The organism is Burkholderia savannae, assembly GCF_001524445.2.
Taxonomy (GTDB): domain Bacteria; phylum Pseudomonadota; class Gammaproteobacteria; order Burkholderiales; family Burkholderiaceae; genus Burkholderia; species Burkholderia savannae.
Window position 1 is genome coordinate 2,046,537 of record NZ_CP013418.1, and the last position, 17,760, is coordinate 2,064,296.

A 17,760-nucleotide genomic window follows, 5' to 3' on the forward strand; every position below is an offset into this window, starting at 1 on the left:
ACTGGCCGCGCGGCGCCCGCGACGCAACGCCATTCCAGCGAAACCGCTCCGCGCATTCGCTGGCGAAGCCGCGGCGATGACGGCGCGCGGAACGTCGCACCCGGCCAGAGCCGGGTCACGCTGATCGCAGGTTCTGGCGGGCGGTTGAAAACGGGGTTGCGAAGTGCTCGCATGCGGTTTTTGGGGCTTCCTTACCGACGCCGCACGAGCAATTCGTCGCGCATTCCGAGAGGTCGACAATTTTCTCCGGCATCTCGCCGCAGAGAATATCTATCGCCTGCCGGAAGCGCACCCGCTCGCCTTCGCCCCGCGCGCGCGTCAACTCCGCGCCTTCTCCTCGAAGTGAATCTGGCGCCGGGAGATCGACGCGATCTCGTCGAACAACGACGCCGCGCACGCCAGCACGTCGTCCACGGACACCATGCCGACGAGCGCGCCGCCCGCGCTCACGACCGGCATCCGGCGCGCGCCCGTCAGCCGCATCCGGTGCGCGATCGTCCACAGGCTGTCCTGCTCGTGCACGACGGTCGCCGGCGCGGACATGATCTCGCCGACGAACAGCGCGGCGGGGTCGATCTCCTTCGCGATCAGCGACAGCACGATGTCGCGGTCGGTCAGCATGCCGACCGGCTCTTGCGCGCGCCCCGCGTCGTCGACGACGATCAGGTCCCCGACATGGCGGTCGCGCATCAGGTGCGCGGCGTCGAGCACGGTGTCGGTGCGGCGACACACGGCGACGTCGCGGGTGCAGATTTCGGCAGCGTTCACGATCGGCCTCCGTTTTCATATGCAGGGCGCCCGCGCGCGGCGCGGCCGGCGCGCGACGGCGTTCCGGCAGCGCGGCGCGCAACGGCACGACACGAAACGAAACGAGATGCGGTGAAGTGCCCGGTCCTGCGAGCGCTAAAGCGAACGGTCAGCGTCGCACGCGCGACCTTCGCGCATTCTGACGCACATCAACGTCAACGTCGGCGTCGGCGTCGGCGTCGACGTGGCGACGCGCACGCGCCGGCGCGCGACGCTTGATCGGGATCAGTTCGGCATCCGGCACACTCGCTATCGTTGACGAACGGACGCGCTCGCGCGCGGGTGCGGCGCGGCTTTCCCCTGTCTTGGAGACGGACATGAGCGAACCCGAATTGCTGACTTATCAACCGATCGCCGTAGCATTGCCCGCGCCTGCCGAAGCGCAGGCGCCCGCGATCATCGACCTGCCGCAACCCGATCTCGGCGCGGGCCTGCCGCTGATGGCCGCGCTGTCGCTGCGGGCGAGCGCGCGCGAATTCTCGTCCGCGGCGCTCGCGCCGACGACGCTCGGCGAGCTGCTGTGGGCGGCCGACGGCGTCAACCGCCCGGCAACGGGCGGCCGCACCGCGCCGTCCGCGCATGCGTTCAACGAAATCGACGTTTACGTCGCGCTGCCGGACGGCGTCTATCGCTACGACGCGCCGCTGCACCGGCTGCTGCTCAAACGCTCGATCGACGCGCGCAACCTGACCGGCTACCAGGATTTCGTCGGCGCCGCGCCGCTCGATCTCGTGTACGTCGTGCGGACGTCGCGGCTGCTGTCGATGCCCAAGCCGCTGCGCGAGGCGTTCCCGGCGGTGGCGGCGGGCGCGATCGCGCAGAACGTCGCGCTGTATTGCGCGTCGGCGGGACTCGGCTGCGTCGTGCGCGGCTGGATCAACCATCGGCTGCTCGCCGACGCGCTCAGCCTGAACGAAGACGAACTGCCGATCCTCGCGCAGACGGTCGGCAAGCCGGCGGCGCACGCGGGCGGCGCGCGGCACGCCTGAACGCATGACGATTCGGCGGCGGCGTCGCGGGTGGGAGCGGTGCGTGACGCCGCGCGTCGATCGGGGCTGGCGATGACGGGCGGTGGATGACCGGCAACGGATGACCGGCAACGGATGACCGGCAACGGATGACCGGCAACGGATGACCGGCGGCGCTCAGCACGCGCCGCGCGCCTCGCGCCGTAGCATGGAGCACGCGCCGCATTCAGCGCGCGCTTCGCCGTGCGCGACATATGCATCGCAGATCAATTGCGCGACGGCAACCGCGCGCGGGCCGCGTCAGGCCAAAAGGCACAAGCGGCACAAGCGCGGCCGACGCGCCGCCGAACGCGCGCCGGCCCGCATCGCGCAACGCCGCGTCAGCCGCGGCGCGCGCATGCTCAACTGATCGCCAGCTTCTTTTTCTCCGCCGTCGCCTTCTTCGGCAGCGTCAGCGACAGCACGCCGTCCTGATACTGCGCGACCGCCGCGTCGCGGTCGATTTCGTTCGCAAGCGAGAAGGTCCGGCCGAACTCGCCCGAATAGCGCTCGCGCCGGATCACGCGCTCGCCTTCCTTCAGCTCCTTGTTGCGCTCGACCTTCGCGTTGATCGACACAGTGTTGCCTTCGATCTGCACGTTGATGTCGTTCTTGTCGACGCCGGGCAGCTCGGCCTTGACGATGTAGGACTGATCGTTCTCGGTCACGTCGATCTTCATCGACGCGAGCTTCTCTTCTTCGACGTCGACCATGCTGCGCAGCGGACGGAACAGACCCTGGAACAGGTCGGACACGGGCTCCAGCGAAAACGGGTCGTAACGCGTCAAATTGCTCATTGCTCTCTCCAGGAATTCGCAGCCGCGCACGATGCGCGGCCGACGCCGCACACGGCGTCCGGCGCTCGCCGAACGCCTCTCGATTCGTTGATGCAGGCCGGATCGATACCGGCCGATTTCAGCGTAGCGCCGCAGGCCCGGCCGGCATTGACATGAGTCAATCAGCGCTCATGGGTGTCCGAACGGGCCGCAGCGGCATCGATGTCTCGCGTCGGCGCGCCCGGTTCGTTTCGGTTCGTTTCGTTCCGTCCGCGCGCCGCGCCGGCTCGGCGGCGACCGGACGGCGAGCATCCGCCGCTCGCTCGCGCGACGTGCCCGGCCGCGCCGCACCGCACCGCGTATGAGGCTTGTGTGTGCGCACGCTCCGCCTGCATCGGCGATCTATCGGCCCCGCTGATGACTTCCGTTCGAAATCGCGATTTTTCATACGAGAACGTCGCACGTAGCATGCAAAGCGCGAGTCGACCACGGTCGCGCTCGCTTCGACAGGCCCCACGACAAAGAGCGAACATGAACGATCGTGTGCGATCCGGCAACGAGAAACTCGAAGTCAAGACGACGACCTGCTACATGTGCGCGTGCCGCTGCGGAATCCGCGTGCATCTGCGCGACGGCGAAGTCCGCTACATCGACGGCAACCCTGATCACCCGCTCAATCAGGGCGTGATCTGCGCGAAGGGCGCATCGGGGATCATGAAGCAGTACTCGCCCGCGCGGCTCACGCAGCCGCTGATGCGCACGGCGCACGCCGAGCGCGGCAGCGCGCAGTTCGAGCCGGTGTCGTGGGAGCGCGCGTTCGGCGTGCTCGAAAAACGTCTCGCGCACCTGCGCGCGACCGATCCGAAGCGTTTCGCGCTCTTCACCGGCCGCGACCAGATGCAGGCGCTGACGGGCCTCTTCGCGAAACAGTACGGCACGCCGAATTACGCGGCCCACGGCGGCTTCTGCTCGGCGAACATGGCGGCCGGAATGATCTATACGGTCGGCGGCTCGTTCTGGGAATTCGGCGGCCCCGATCTCGATCGCGCGAAGCTGTTTTTCATGATCGGCACCGCCGAGGACCATCATTCCAATCCGCTGAAAATCGCGATCTCGAAGTTCAAGCGCGCGGGCGGCCGGTTCGTCGCGATCAATCCGATCCGCACCGGCTACGCGGCGATCGCCGACGAATGGGTGCCGATCCGCCCCGGCACCGACGGCGCGCTGTTCATGGCGCTGATCCGCGAGCTGATCGAGACGCAGCGCTACGATCGCGACTTCGTCACGCGCTACACGAACGCGGCCGAACTGCTCGACATGCGCGCCGACGCCGACACGTTCGGCCTGTTCGTGCGCGACGCGGCGACGCCCGAGCGCAATCCGCTGTTTCCGCAAAACCATCTGTGGTGGGATCTCGGCAGCGGCCGGCCCGTGCCGCATCACACGCGCGGCGCGACGCCCGCGCTCGAGGGCCGCTACGCGCTCGACGACGGCACGCCCGTCGCGCCGTCGTTCGCGCTGCTGCGCGAGCGCGCCGCCGAATGCACGCCGGAATGGGCGGAGCGGATCACGGGCATCCCGGCCGCGACGATCCGCCGGCTCGCGCACGAAATGGCGGACGTCGCGCGCGATCACCGGATCACGCTGCCGATCCGCTGGACCGACGCATGGGGCGAGACGCACGACACCGTCACCGGCAACCCGATCGCATTCCATGCGATGCGCGGCCTCGCCGCCCATTCGAACGGCTTCCAGTCGATCCGCGCGCTCGCGGTGCTGATGTCGCTGCTCGGCACGATCGACCGGCCGGGCGGCTTCCGGCACAAATCGCCTTATCCGCGCGCGGTGCCGCCTTCGGCGAAGCCGCCGAACGGCCCGGACGCGGTGCGCCCGAACACGCCGCTCGCGGCGGGCCCGCTCGGCTGGCCGGCCGCGCCCGAGGATCTGTTCGTCGACGAGCACGGCGGCCCGGTGCGGATCGACAAGGCGTTCTCGTGGGAATACCCGCTCGCCGTGCACGGCCTGATGCACAGCGTGATCACGAACGCGTGGCGCGGTGATCCCTATCCGATCGACACGCTGATGATCTTCATGGCGAACATGGCGTGGAATTCGTCGATGAACACGGTCGAGGTCCGCAAGATGCTCGCGGACAAGCACGAGAACGGCGAATACAAGATCCCGTTCATCGTCGTGTGCGACGCGTTCCAGTCCGAAATGACCGCGTTCGCCGATCTGATCCTGCCCGACACGACGTACCTCGAGCGTCACGACGCGATGTCGATGCTCGACCGCCCGATCTCCGAATTCGACGGCCCGGCGGACTCGGTGCGCGTCCCGGTGGTGCCGCCAACAGGCGAATGCAAGCCGTTTCAGGACGTGCTGATCGAACTCGCGAGCCGGCTGAAGCTGCCGGCGTTCACGAATCCGGACGGCACACGCAAGTTCCGCGACTATCCGCACTTCGTCGTCGACTATCAGACCGCGCCCAATTCCGGCGTCGGCTTCCTGATGGGCTGGCGCGGCGAGAACGGCGGCGACGCGCTCGTCGGCGCGCCGAATCCGCGCCAATGGGACGAATACGCGAAGCACGGCTGCGTGTTCCACCACACGCTGCCGGATACGCTGCAGTACATGCGCGGCTGCAACGGCCCGTATCTGAAATGGGCGGTCGAGAAGGGCTTTCGCAAGTTCGACGAGCCGATCGTGATCCACCTCTATTCGGACGTGATGCAGACATTCCGCCTCGCCGCCCAGGGCAGGACGAGCGGCCGGCAGCCGCCCGACCATTTGCGCGCGCGCATCGCGCGCTATTTCGATCCGCTGCCGTTCTGGTACGAGCCGCTCGAGCTCGGCGCGACCGATCTGCAACGCTACCCGCTCGCCGCCGTCACGCAGCGGCCGATGGCGATGTATCACTCGTGGGATTCGCAGAACGCGTGGCTTCGCCAGATTCATGGGGAGAACTATCTGTTCGTGAACCCGAAGGCCGCGCGCGAAGCGGGCATCGGCGACGGCGGCTGGATCTACGTCGAATCGCAATGGGGCAAGGTGCGTTGCCGCGCACGCTACAGCGAGGTTGTCGAGCCGGGCACCGTGTGGACCTGGAACGCGATCGGCAAGGCGGCGGGCGCGTGGAATCTCGGCCCGCACGCGAACGAATCGCAGCGCGGCTTCCTGCTGAACCACGTGATCACCGACGAGCTGCCCGGCGACGCCGCGCGTGCGCCGCGCATCTCGAACTCCGATCCGATCACCGGCCAGGCCGCGTGGTACGACGTGCGCGTGCGCATCTACCCGGCCGAAGCGCACGCCGACCACACGCTGCCGCAATTCGCGCCGATGCCGGCGCTGCCGGGCGTGACGGGCGCGGTGCGACGCATCGTGCAGGGCTATTTCGCGGGCCGCGGCGAATTCGCCGCCCGGCTGCGCAACCCGGCGAAACGCCGTTGACGAGGAGCATGCGATGACGCAAATGGCGCTCGTGATCGATCTGAACGTGTGCGTGGGATGCCATGCCTGCGTGACGAGCTGCAAGGAATGGAACACGTCGGGCGCGGCGGGCGCGCTGTCGGACGTGCGGCCGTACGACGCCGATCCGTCCGGCACGTTCTTCAACCGCGTGCAGACGTTCGAGGCGGGCGAGTTTCCGCTCGCCGACACGATCCACTTTCCGAAGTCGTGCCTGCATTGCGAAGACCCCCCGTGCGTGCCCGTGTGCCCGACGGGCGCGAGCTACAAGCGCAAGGAAGACGGGCTCGTGCTCGTCGATTACGACAAGTGCATCGGCTGCAAGTATTGCGCGTGGGCGTGCCCGTACGGCGCGCGGGAGCTCGACGAGGCGCGCAAGGAAATGACGAAGTGCACGCTCTGCGCGGACCGCATCCATGACGACGCGCTGCCCGAGCGCGACCGCCAGCCCGCCTGCGTGCTCGCATGTCCGACGTCGGCGCGCCTGTTCGGCGACATTCACGATCCTGATTCGGCCGTATCGCAAGCGATTCGCGAGCGCGGCGGCTATCAGCTGATGCCGGAATGGGGCACGCGGCCCGCGAATCACTATCTGCCGCGCCGCACGACGACCGCCTGCGGCGGCGGCGGCAACGCGTGCGCATGCGGATCGGCGGACGCGGCGGTCTCGCCTGCGCCCGCGCCCGCTTCCGCCGACGACGACTTCGCGTACGCACCGGTGAATCTCGCCGCGCTCGCGAAGCGCGCCTGAACGCGCCGGACGCGCGCGTCACCGGCCATCGCCTTTGATAACGAATCCGGAGCACCACGCATGAAACCCGCTTTCTCGGTCATCTTCCTGACGACGCTGTGCGGCGCGAGCCAGGGGCTCATGATCGCGCTGTTCGGCGTCGAGCTCGCGGCGCGGCTCGGGCTGTTCGCAGCGCCGCCGCAGGCGTTCTTCGTCGCGAACGCGGCGCTGTCGGTGCTGCTCGGCTCGCTCGGCCTGTTCGCGTCGTTCTTCCATCTCGGGCATCCGGAGCGCGCGTGGCGCGCGATCGCGATGTGGCGCACGTCGTGGCTCGCGCGCGAATGCATCGCGCTGCCGGTGTTTCTCGCGTGCACGACCGCCTACGGCGGCGCGCATCTGCTCGCGCTGCCGTACACGCTCGCGCTCGGCCTGCTCGCGACGATCGCGGGCGGCGCGCTGTTCGTCTGCACCGGCATGATCTACATCTGTCTGCGCTTTCTGCAGGAATGGGCGACGCCGCTCACGATGACCAATTTCGTGCTGCTCGGTTGCGCGTCCGGCTTCACGCTCGCGACCGCCGGCGCCGCGTGGTTCGTTCCGCCGCTCGTGCCCGCGCTCGCCGCGTGCGCATGCGCGCTGACCCTCGCGGGCGGCGCGACGCGCGTCGCGTCGCTCGCGCGCAACGCGCGGCTGCGGCCGCGCTCGACCGTGCAGAGCGCGACCGGCATTCGCGCGCGGCAGGTCGTCCAGCGATCGCGCGGCTTCACGGCCGGCGCGTTCAACCTGCGCGAGTTCTTTCACGGGAAAACGCCGCGCACGCTGCAACGCGTGAAGTGGACGTTCCTGATCTGCGCGTTCGCGTTGCCGTTCCTGCTGCTCGCGATCGGCGGCGCGGCCGCGCCGGCCGTCGCGTCGTTCGCGCTTGCGTGCGGCGCGTTCGCGATCCAGTATGCGGGGCTCGTCGCGGAACGCTGGTTTTTCTTCGCCGAAGCGCGGCATCCGCAAAACGTCTATTACCAGAGCGCCGCGTGACGAACGGCGCGTGCGCATCGAGCGCATCGAGGTTGCGCTCGATGCGCGCGTCCGGCATGCGGACGTTGCGCTCGGCCGAGGCGCTCGCCGCCTGACGTGACGCATGCGCCGCCCCGCAGCGCCCCGCCGCCCCGCCGACGCCGCCTGCCGATGTCTTTCGCGTCGCGCCCCGGTATCGTTCGTCTTTCCTCTTCGCTCGCGCCGCCGTCCGCGCGACCCGCGTCCGTCGAATTCGCGGCGCCAAGGCCGGCGTTATTGACCACGATCAATCGCCGCCGCTCAAACCATAGCAGCATGTTCGACATGGCGTAACCGGTTCGATTCGATGCGATCCGCCCGGCCACGCGCGCCGGCCGCTCACGTGGCCGCCGCAACGGCGTTCGGCGCCGCGGCGGTGAGTCTTTACGGGAGCTGACGTGAGCCTTTACGGGAACCGGTGGCGTCCACCGGCTCCGCTCGGCGCGCTGCCGTGACGGTCGCCCCCGGGCCGCCCGCAAGAGCGGGGTGAATCGGCCTCGTCGCGCTGCCGTGGCTCGCCGACGGCGAATCATCGTGCCGCATGATGCATCGGGCATGCTTGCGCGGCGGGCATGCTTGCGCGGCGGGCTCGGTGAGCGCGGCCGCATGGCGAAAGCACCCGCCGATCGAGGCGAAGCGCACGGCGACGAAGCGTGCGCACGCATGCTCGCCGCCACTCGCGACGCCCCGGCGCAATCGCGATCGGTCCGCCCGAACAAGTTTCGAACAACCGAAGGAACGCCATTGCGACACTCAGGCTCCCGCTTCACCCGATTCCGGCTCGCGGCGGCGGCCTGGTGTCTCGCATCGGCGGCGAGCGTCGCATCGCCGGCGTTCGCCGGGGCAAACGCCGATGCCGCCGCACCGCCCGCCGACGGCGCGTCGCGCCCCGCGATTCTCGTCTATCACCGTTTCTCGATATCGGCGCCGCCCGACTCGATGACCATCCGAGTCAGCACATTCGAAGCGCAGCTCGCATTCCTCCGCTCGCATGGCTACACCGTCGTGCCGCTGCGCGAGGTCGTCGCATGGGCGGCGTCGCCGTCCGCGTCGCTGCCGGACAAGGCGGTCGCGATCACCGTCGACGACGGCCATCGCTCGGTGTACGAACTATTGCGGCCGATCGTGCTGCGCGAGCGGCTGCCCGTCACGTTGTTCATCTATCCGTCCGCGATCTCGAACGCATCGTACGCAATGACGTGGGACGAGCTGCGCGCATTGCGCGACACCGGCCGCTTCGACATCCAGTCGCACACGTGGTGGCATCCGAACTTCCGCACCGAGCGGCGGCGTCTCGCGCCGGACGCGTTCCGCCGCTTCGCCGCGACGCAGTTCGCGCATTCGCGCGCGTTGCTCGAGCGCGAAGTCGGCGGCCGGATCGATCTGCTCGCATGGCCGTTCGGCCTCTACGACGACGAACTCACGGCGCTCGCCGCTCAGGCGGGCTACGTCGCGGGCTTCACGCTCGACGCGCGCAAGGCCCGGCGCGGCGACGCGCCGCTCGCGCTGCCGCGCTTCCTGATCGTCGAAGGTTGCACGCCGGCCGCGCTCGCGCGGCTGCTCGGCGAGCGCGACGATGTGCATGCCGCTTCTCACACCGCGTCTCACGCCGCGTCTCACGCCGATACTCATGGCGACATGCACGCGGAGGTTCCGCAGTGAACGAAATCGACTCTCGGCCACGGGTGCGCGATCACTCGCACGCTCACGGCAACCACCTCCGCCGTAACCGCCACGGCGAGCGCCGATATTCACTCGAAGCATCGCTCATGCCCGAGTTCGATCATGGATCACGGACCAACGCCGCTGCGGACGCGCTCGCCGTCACGGCCGCCGCATCCGCCGGCGCGCTCGCCGCGACGCATGCGGGCGGGCCGGCGATGAACGCGTGTTCGCAATGGCTGAAAACCTGCGCATGTGCGCGCACATTCGCCATCGCCGCCCGCACTCATCGATGCGATCGCCGTGACGCACGCGGGAGATCGACCATGAACGGGCTCGCCCGACGGCTGCGAACGAGCCCTTGCACACGCGCGCTCGCCATTGCCGCCGCCGCGCCTACCGACGCGTTCGTCGCGACGCATGCAGAGGACCGCACATGAACACAATCGCACAATGGTTGCGTACGAGCGCCCGTGCGTGCGTGCTCGCCGTCGCATTGGCAGCCGTGCCGCCGGCCGGCGATGCGCTCGCCGCCGACGCATCATCCGGCGCACCGGCGGCCGCATCGCCGACGCCGACGCCGACACCGACGCCAACTCCAACGCCCGCGCCCGCCGTCCGCGGCACCGTCGTCGACGCGCGAACCGGCAAGACGATCGCGGCCGCGGTCGTGACGATCGGCGGCCGCCCGATGCGCGCGGACGACCACGGCGCGTTCTCGAGCGGCGCGGCCGCCGCCGACATCGCCGTGCGCGCGCCCGGCTATCTCGCGACGCGCGCGGCCGTCGAAACCGGCAAACCCGTCACCGTCGCGCTCGCGCCGTTCCGGCCGAAGGCTGTCTATCTGTCCGTATTCGGGATCACGAGCAAGACGCTGCGCGACGCCGCGACGAAACTCAAGGGCGACACCGCGATCAACGCGCTCGTCATCGACATGAAGGGCGATCGCGGCATCGCGCCGTATCCGAGCGCGGCGCGGCGCGCGTCGGGCGCGGCCGCGCAAACGCCGAACGCGCCCGTGGTGCGCGACTTCGCCGCGCTCGTCGGCGATCTGCATCGGCGCGGGTTCTATCTGATCGCGCGGATCGTCGTGTTCAAGGACGATCCGCTCGCCGCCGCGCATCCGGACTGGACGGTGCGCGATGCGGACGGCGACGTGTGGCACGATCGCGAGAAGCTGCGCTGGATCGATCCGACGCTGCGCGAGGCGTGGACGCACAACCTCGACGTCGCCGAGGAAGCGGCGAAGCTCGGCTTCGACGAAATCCAGTTCGACTACGTGCGCTTTCCGGACGCGCGCGGGCTGCGCTTCAGCGTGCCGAACACGCGCGCGAACCGCACCGCGGCGATCACGGGCTTCCTGCAGGCGGCGCGCGGCCGGCTCGCGCCGTACAACGTGTTCGTCGCCGCCGATATCTTCGGCTACGTCTGCTGGAACGAGGACGACACCGCGATCGGTCAGCAGATCGAAATGCTCGGCGGGCCGCTCGACTACATTTCGCCGATGCTCTACCCGTCCGGCTTCACGTGGGGATTGCCGGGCTGCACGCAGCCGACTGCCGATCCGGGGCAGATCGTGCGCCGCTCGCTCGCCGAGGCGCGCTCGCGGACCGGGCTGCCGGGCGTGCGGTTCCGGCCATGGCTGCAGGCGTTTCGCGACTATGCGTTCGACCGCCGCGATTTCGCGGCGGAGGAGATCCGCGCGCAGGTCGACGCCGCCGAGGCCGCCGACACCGACGGCTGGATGCTGTGGAACGCGCGCAATCGCTACGATCCGCAACAGTTGCCGAAATGAGCGCGCGGCGGCACGGCGTGGCCGCGCGGAGCGGATCGACACGGCCGCTCTCGAACTCGTCTCGAGGCCGCAGTGTTTGCGTGTGCTCGACGGCGGCACGCGCCGCCGCGCCGATGTCCCGCGCCGCCGCGCACCGCCTGCTTGCGCGCCAGCCGGCGCGGGCCGATCCGGCGACGCGCACGCCGCCGGCATGCGCGGGCGCGTCGCGACTCCGCCCCTCCTTCGCGCGGCGCCGCTAGTTGCCTGCGCCCGTTCCGCTCGCCGCCGGCGCGTCGGGCGTCGGCGTCGGCGACATCGGCGCGCTGTCGTTCGGCAAGCCGTTATCCGGCTGCGCGGCGGGCGGCGGCTGCACGGACGAAGGCGGCGTGGGCTGCAGCAGCGGCGGCATCTGAGGCGCGGATGCGCCGCCCGGCGCGAACGGCGCAACGCTCACGGCCGACGCGGCCGAGGCTGACGCTTCGGACGCGGCGCGCGCCGCCGCGGCTGCCTCGGAAGCCGCTTCGACCTCGGACGCCGGCATCACCTCCTCCACCGGCGCACGCGGCGCCTTCGGCGGCGGCGCGGCCTTCTGCGGCTCGGGCTTCCCGAACAGATAGCGATACCAGTCGCCGAGCTTGTCGCGGAACGTGTCGAACGCGCCCGGCGGCGCCTCGGTCGCGAAGCGCTCGCGCGTATCGACGATCCGCGCGCGAATCGCCCGCTGATAGAAGTCGCCGACGATCGGCAGCGCGCTCCTCGCCCCTTGCCCCCAGTCGCTGCCGAGCGTCACGTGGCCGTCGTCGAAGCCGACCCACGCGCCCGCCACGAGCTCCGGCTGCATCAGGATGAACCAGCCGTCGGTGTCGCCCTGCGTCGTGCCGGTCTTGCCGGCGACGTCCGCGCGAATGCCGTAGCGCGAGCGGATCGGCGCGCCGGTGCCGCGCTCGACGACGCCGCGCATCACGTCGATCAGCGTGCGCGCCGCCGCCGCGTCGAGCGCGCGCTCGGGCGACGCGCTCGCGAATTCGGCGAGCACCTCGCCGTTGCGATCCTCGATGCGCGTGACCATCCGCGGCTCGACGTATTCGCCGACGTTCGCGATCGTCGCGTACGCGGACACCATCTCCTTGAGCGTGACGGGGCTCGTGCCGAGCGCGAGCGCCGGCACCGCGTCGAGCTCGCTGTCGCGCACGCCCATCGCGCGCGCGAGCCGCGCGACCTTTTGCGGGCCGACTTTCATCATCAGCTGTGCGGTGATCCGGTTGCGCGAATACGCGATCGCGTCGCGCAGCGTCATCGGCTTGCCGGTCGGCGGCGCGTCGTCGTCGGGCCGCCAGATCTCGCCGCCCTTCAGCGCAATCTCGACCGGCTGATCGACGAACGTGTCGTCGGGCGTCGCGCCCGCCGCGAACGCCGCGCCGTAGACGAACGGCTTGAACGTCGAGCCCGGTTGCCGGCGCGCCTGCTGCACGTGATCGAACGGCTCGGTCGTGAAGTCGCGGCTGCCGACCCACGCCCTGATTTGCCCGTTGCGCGGATCGATCGCGAGAAAGCCCGCCTGCACGTCGGCCTTCGTCTTGCAGAGCGCGCGCGCGAAGCCGCGATCGGCGAGCAGGCGCTTGAGCGCCGCGCCCTCGGTCGCGCCGCCGTCGAGCGCCGCACGGAACTGCGGCGTCTCGCGCACGAACGCGCGGAATAGCGGATTGCCCGGCGCGCAGCCGCTGCCCGCGTTCCACATCCCGTTCGCGACGCCCTGAAGCTGATTCGTCTGCCGCGCGAGTGCCTGCGTCGCGTACGTCTGCAGCCGCGAATCGATCGTCGTGCGCACGACGAGGCCGTCCGAGTAGATGTTGTAGTCGTTGCGGTCGGCCCACGCGATCAGCCACTTGCGCAGTTGCTGCGCGAAATGCGGCGCGGGGCCGGGCGGCTCCTTCTGCCGCTCGAAGTCGATCCGCAGCGGCTTCTTCTGCAGCGACGCATACGCGGCGGGCGACAACTTCCCGTACTTCACCATCTGCGCAAGCACCGTGTTGCGCCGCGCGAGCGCGCGCTCGGGGTTCAGCACCGGGTTGTAATAGCTGTTGCCCTTCAGCATGCCGACGAGCGTCGCGGCGTCGAGCGCGTCGAGCTGATCGGCCGATTTGTCGAAGTACGTGCGCGCCGCCATCTCGACGCCGTACGCGTTGTACAGGAACGGCACCGTGTTCAGATACGTCTCGAGAATCTGCGGCTTGCTGTAGACCGCCTCGATCTTCAGCGCGGTGATCGCCTCTTTCAGCTTGCGCGTGAGCGTCGGCGCGCGGCCGATCTCGTCCGGATACAGATTGCGCGCGAGCTGCTGCGTGATCGTCGAGCCGCCCTGCCGCTCGCCCGAGAACGTGCGCAGCGCGGCGCCCGCGGTGCGGCGCCAGTCGAGGCCGTGGTGCTCGTAGAAGCGGTGGTCCTCGGTCGAGATCAGCGCATCGACCATCTTCGGCGAGATGCCCGCGAGCGGCACCCATTCGCGGTTCGACGGCTTGAACTCGGCGAGCAGCTTGCCGTCGGCGGACAGGATCTGCGCGGGCGCGTCGACGCGCGCCTTGCGGATGTCGCCGATGCCCGGCGTGAACGGGATCAGCGCGAACACGTAGATCACGAACAGCGCGGGGACGGCGGCGAGCGCGAGCAGGACGCCGCGTCGCGTCGGATGACGCAAGCGGCGCAGGACGTTGGCGGCGTGCGGCTTTGCGGCGGCGAGCCAGGCCGCGCAACGGTCGAGGAGGGACGACACGATTCGGCGATTCACGCGGTGATGCGAATGGGTGGGAAAGCGTGCATCGTACCAAACGCGGCGACGCGCCCGAAGGATGGCGGGGCCGGAGCGGCATCGCGATGCTGCCGCCGATGCCGCCGTTGACGCCGACGCGTCGCAACTGCGGCCCCGCCCGCGACGCCGCGGTTCACGCCCGTCGTTCCGGGCAACGGGCGCGCACCGCGGCGACGGCGGCGGCCGTCATCCGCGCCGCCGCATCGGCGTCAAAACTTGTCGTCCTTCTTGACCGCGACTTCCATGTACCGGTTCGAGAAGACGCGGCGCGCCGCCCCGATCTCCGGGCGATGCAGGGCGTCGGCGAGCTTGTTGACAGGCACGTCGTCGACGCCGCCGAGCACGCGCGCCCGCGCGTCCGGCGGCAGGTTCGCGCGCCCGTCGCGCACGACGGACAGCGCAGTGCCCGCCTTCATGACCTCGCCGGCGAATGCCGTCCGGAGCGGCTGCGGCGTGCGCCCGGACAAGCGCGCGCATTCGTCCCGGCTCGGGCCTTCGATGTGCCGATCGAGCTTCGGCGTGCGCGCGAAACACATTTCGACGAGGCTGAGCCACGCGGTATCGCGCAAATGCGGATCGTCGAAATCGAAGCGAAACGATGCGCCGCCGAAGCGATCGTGCGCGGCGCTCCGGCGACGTCGAGACGCCCGGCGTTGCGCTCGGCCGCCGCGGCCGGGCCGACGCCGGATTGCGTGGAAACGAACGGGGCCGAATCAAGCTCAAGCATGGGCGAGCGCATCGTATTCGCGGGTCGAGCGAAGCGCATCGTGCGACGCGGAAAACGCCTGTTGCTCGATCGCGCAAGACTCGCGGCTCCAGGCCGCCAGCCATTCGACGAGCCCGGCGAATGCGCCCGTCAGACGTTCGAGCGTCAGGTTCGCGGGCGACAAATGACGCATCGCCACGAGCGCATCCGTTTGCGGATTCAGGCCGATGGTCGGCACGTGCTCGTGCAACGCGTCGAACTGGCGGGCGAGCACGAAGCGCGTCCACGCTTCGCGTTGCAGCGTGTCGACCGTCGGCATCGGCAATTCGGCGAGCAGCGTCAGACAGTCGAGCGCACGGTTGTCGTAAAGCGCGAGCTTCAGATCGTCGATTCGCAGCTGGCATACGCCGGTCGCGTCGAATTTCAGATCGGATAGCCCGATCCGCGCGCCGAATTCGCCCAGCAGGGCGTTCGTCATTTCCATCGATTGGCTCTTGGTTGCTCGTACGGCGCCAATGTTAGGCAGTCGGGCGCGAACCTCTTTCGAATACCGGGCGCTTGTTTCGATTTTGACCCGGAAAGTGCGTGGGCCGGCCGCGCGAACCGCTTCCGGGCACCGGCTTCGCGTGGCTTCAGTGCGGCCGGGCGGGCGCGGGCGCATTGCCGGCTCGCGCGACAAACGATTTCGCATGAGCGACGACGCATGTTGCTTCCGGCCATGCGCCACGGAAATGCGCGACGTCCGCGCGCAATGCGCGCTCGCGGGCGCGCCGCTCAAGCGCGCCAACCCAGCGCGTCCCCCTCTCGCGCCCCGCGCGCGCCTGCACGCGAGGCGTCGTTCGACGCCGTCATGCCCTCGCGCTCCTGATCAAGCTCTCGCAGGTCCCGACTTGCGGATCGCCCGCCGGCAGCTTCCCGCACACGCCTTCGAACTGCCTGACGACCGCGAGCGCCGCCACGTCGTGCGCGCCGCCCTGCCGCCAATGCGCGAGCTGCGTGACGACGCGCGTCAGCGCGCGCCGGTTCGCGCCGTAGAACGCGTTGCGCGTCTGGCTCGCCTGCGTCAGCACGTCGCTTGCGATCGCGCGGATTCGCTCGGCGTCGTCCGGCGCGAGATCGACCGCGTTCGCGAAGTACGCCGCGCCCCAGCGCAGCCGCGTCGCCGGGCCGGTCGCCGCTTCATACGCCTTCCTGTACCAAGCGAGCGCCGCCGCGCGGTCGCCGCGCGCCTTCGCATTCGCCGCGAGCCCCGACATGAAGTAGTACGGCGTCGGCGAACGTGCGATCTCCGCCTTCAGCAGCGCGTCGGCCGCATCGAACTGGCCGGCGTCGGTCAGCGTGTCCGCCGCCTCGCTGACGACCGCCTGCCGCCCATAGACGTTCGTCGATTCGGCGAGCGCCGACGCGGTCTGCCGCCGCACCGCGTCGGCGAGCGCGGACGGCAGCGGCGCGCCCGGCTTCGCGTCGAGCCGCGCGATGCGCACGCGGCCGTGCAGCGCCATCGTCCGGTCGATCGCGGCGAGCGACCTATCGGTCGACAGCCGCGCGAGCGCCGCATCGTACTGCTTCGCGAGCGTCGCGCGCGCCGCCGCGTCGCCGCCCGCCAGATACTTGACGACGTCGTCCGGCGCGGCGACGAGCACGTCATAGTCCGCGCGCGCAAGCTTCGGGTCGCGCAGCGCGTCGCGCACGGCGGCCGCGCCCGCCGCCTTGTCGACATCGCCCCGCTGCGGCGGATCGCCGAGCGCCGCCGACACGACCGCCTTCAAATCGAGCCGCAGCCCCTCGGCGCTCGCATGGCCCGCGCGCGCGTGGCGGGCGAGCGTTTGCAGCGTCGTCGCGACGCGCTCGTTCGGCACCGGCAGATCGCCGTCGGTGTCCCACGAGTAGTCGGCGAGCACGCGCCAGTCGTCGGGCGTGACGCGCGCGCCGTCCTTCAGCGCGGCCGCGAGCGTCTGCTTGAACGGATGCGCGGCGTTCAGCCCGATCGACAGCGCCTGCATGTAGCGGTCGAGATCGACTTCGCCCGGCAGCCGCGTGACTTCGGCGCCGTCCGGCCGGAACAGGATCATCGTCGGATAGCCGCGCACCTTGAAGCGCTCGCCGATCTTCTGCGCATTCTCGGTGTCGCCGTCGAGATAAACCGGCACGAAGAACGACGAGCGCGCTTTGAACGCCTGCTGGCTGAAGATCGTCGACTTCACCTGATTGCACGACGGGCACCAGACCGCGCCCCAATACAGGAACAGCGGCTTGTTCGTGCGCTTCGCCTCGGCGAACGCGGCGTCGACGTCGCCTTGCCGCCACGCGATGCCGGGCGGCAGATGCTCGGGCGCGTGCGGCGCGTCGGCGGCGAAGCACGCGCCCGCGGCGGCGACGAGCAGCGACGCCGTCAGCTTTCGAATCGCAGTTTTCATCGATGAGAGTCCGGTTGGGGCGGCGCCGCGTCGTTCGGCATCTTGGTGGCGGCCCGCATCGGGTTGACGTTCGAGCGCGCCGGCCGCGCGCTCCGTTCTTTCACGGCGCAATCGTATGAAGTATAGAAACAATCTCGGGCGCTGCGGGAGGCCTCGATGTGTGACGCGAGAGACTCGGCGGGAACTCGGCGAGGGCTCGGCAAGAACGCGGCGAGAACTCGGCGAGAACTCGGCAAGAACGCGGCAAGGGCTCGGCGGGAAAAGGGTCGCGCAACGGACTCGCCAATGGGATCGGGCAACGGGCTCGTGTGCCGCGGCGGCTTGCTTGACCGCCGTGCCGCGGGCGCGGCGGCCGTCGACACGAGCGCGTCGTTCACGACCAGCCGGGCAGCCGAGACGTCCGCGGCGGCGGACGGAGCCGACGTCGTCGCGATGGATCGACATCATCGACACGCGCGCGATTCGCGACGATCGCCGCAATGGCAGTCGGAGCGGCGGCGACGTAGATCTTCTCGATCGCTTCCCGCCCTTCGATCCCGACACCCGATCTGCGC

The 17,760-nt window shown here is 69.9% G+C and carries 14 protein-coding genes; 7 read left to right on the forward strand and 7 right to left on the reverse strand.

Annotation, left to right across the window (positions count from 1 at the left end; translation table 11 throughout):
• Nucleotides 1-318 precede the first annotated feature (318 nt).
• Nucleotides 319-768, reverse strand: a complete 450-nt coding sequence (locus WS78_RS30185) for a CBS domain-containing protein (RefSeq protein ID WP_038755286.1) — start codon at nucleotides 766-768, stop codon at nucleotides 319-321.
• 148 nt (nucleotides 769-916) lie between these two features.
• Nucleotides 917-1,126, reverse strand: coding sequence for a hypothetical protein (locus WS78_RS30190; RefSeq protein ID WP_081990131.1), 210 nt, complete (start codon nucleotides 1,124-1,126; stop codon nucleotides 917-919).
• Here WS78_RS30190 and WS78_RS30195 point away from each other — a divergent pair.
• Nucleotides 1,125-1,796, forward strand: coding sequence for a nitroreductase family protein (locus WS78_RS30195; RefSeq protein ID WP_038755285.1), 672 nt, complete (start codon nucleotides 1,125-1,127; stop codon nucleotides 1,794-1,796). The genes WS78_RS30190 and WS78_RS30195 overlap by 2 nt on opposite strands.
• Before the next feature lie 380 nt (nucleotides 1,797-2,176).
• On the opposite strand, the gene WS78_RS30205 is transcribed toward WS78_RS30195, so the two are convergent.
• Nucleotides 2,177-2,611 (reverse strand): Hsp20/alpha crystallin family protein, encoded by a 435-nt coding sequence (locus WS78_RS30205; protein WP_038751997.1) that lies wholly within the window; start codon nucleotides 2,609-2,611, stop codon nucleotides 2,177-2,179.
• Nucleotides 2,612-3,121: 510 nt separating this feature from the next.
• On the opposite strand from WS78_RS30205, the gene WS78_RS30215 reads away from it, so the two are divergent.
• From WS78_RS30215 to WS78_RS30235, 6 genes are all read left to right on the forward strand, one after another.
• Nucleotides 3,122-6,043 carry a molybdopterin oxidoreductase family protein gene (locus WS78_RS30215; protein WP_059579872.1) on the forward strand — a complete coding sequence of 974 codons (2,922 nt, stop codon included), beginning with the start codon at nucleotides 3,122-3,124 and terminating at the stop codon, nucleotides 6,041-6,043.
• 13 nt (nucleotides 6,044-6,056) lie between these two features.
• Complete coding sequence (locus WS78_RS30220; protein ID WP_059579868.1) at nucleotides 6,057-6,812, forward strand: 4Fe-4S dicluster domain-containing protein; 756 nt, start codon at nucleotides 6,057-6,059, stop codon at nucleotides 6,810-6,812.
• Between the two features lie 60 nt (nucleotides 6,813-6,872).
• On the forward strand, nucleotides 6,873-7,823 hold the full coding sequence (locus WS78_RS30225) for a dimethyl sulfoxide reductase anchor subunit family protein (protein WP_059579865.1): 951 nt from the start codon (nucleotides 6,873-6,875) through the stop codon (nucleotides 7,821-7,823).
• Between the two features lie 762 nt (nucleotides 7,824-8,585).
• The gene (locus tag WS78_RS30230; RefSeq protein ID WP_059579890.1) at nucleotides 8,586-9,503 is read left to right on the forward strand and encodes a polysaccharide deacetylase family protein; all 918 of its coding nucleotides are present in this window, start codon (nucleotides 8,586-8,588) and stop codon (nucleotides 9,501-9,503) included.
• Nucleotides 9,500-9,943 carry a hypothetical protein gene (locus tag WS78_RS36605; RefSeq protein WP_145986941.1) on the forward strand — a complete coding sequence of 148 codons (444 nt, stop codon included), beginning with the start codon at nucleotides 9,500-9,502 and terminating at the stop codon, nucleotides 9,941-9,943. The genes WS78_RS30230 and WS78_RS36605 overlap by 4 nt, the downstream gene beginning before the upstream one ends.
• On the forward strand, nucleotides 9,940-11,298 hold the full coding sequence (locus tag WS78_RS30235; protein ID WP_059579862.1) for a putative glycoside hydrolase: 1,359 nt from the start codon (nucleotides 9,940-9,942) through the stop codon (nucleotides 11,296-11,298). The genes WS78_RS36605 and WS78_RS30235 overlap by 4 nt, the downstream gene beginning before the upstream one ends.
• Before the next feature lie 235 nt (nucleotides 11,299-11,533).
• Here WS78_RS30235 and WS78_RS30240 read toward each other — a convergent pair whose 3' ends face one another.
• The 4 genes from WS78_RS30240 to WS78_RS30255 form a co-directional block, all read right to left on the reverse strand.
• Complete coding sequence (locus WS78_RS30240; protein WP_059579858.1) at nucleotides 11,534-14,062, reverse strand: penicillin-binding protein 1A; 2,529 nt, start codon at nucleotides 14,060-14,062, stop codon at nucleotides 11,534-11,536.
• 230 nt (nucleotides 14,063-14,292) lie between these two features.
• The gene (locus WS78_RS30245; RefSeq protein ID WP_059579854.1) at nucleotides 14,293-14,652 is read right to left on the reverse strand and encodes a hypothetical protein; all 360 of its coding nucleotides are present in this window, start codon (nucleotides 14,650-14,652) and stop codon (nucleotides 14,293-14,295) included.
• Nucleotides 14,653-14,802: 150 nt separating this feature from the next.
• Entirely contained in the window at nucleotides 14,803-15,267 is a 465-nt protein-coding gene (locus WS78_RS30250) for a type III secretion system chaperone (protein WP_059579850.1), read from the reverse strand.
• Nucleotides 15,268-15,637: 370 nt separating this feature from the next.
• Nucleotides 15,638-17,206 (reverse strand): thioredoxin family protein, encoded by a 1,569-nt coding sequence (locus tag WS78_RS30255; RefSeq protein WP_059579845.1) that lies wholly within the window; start codon nucleotides 17,204-17,206, stop codon nucleotides 15,638-15,640.
• Nucleotides 17,207-17,760 lie beyond the last annotated feature (554 nt).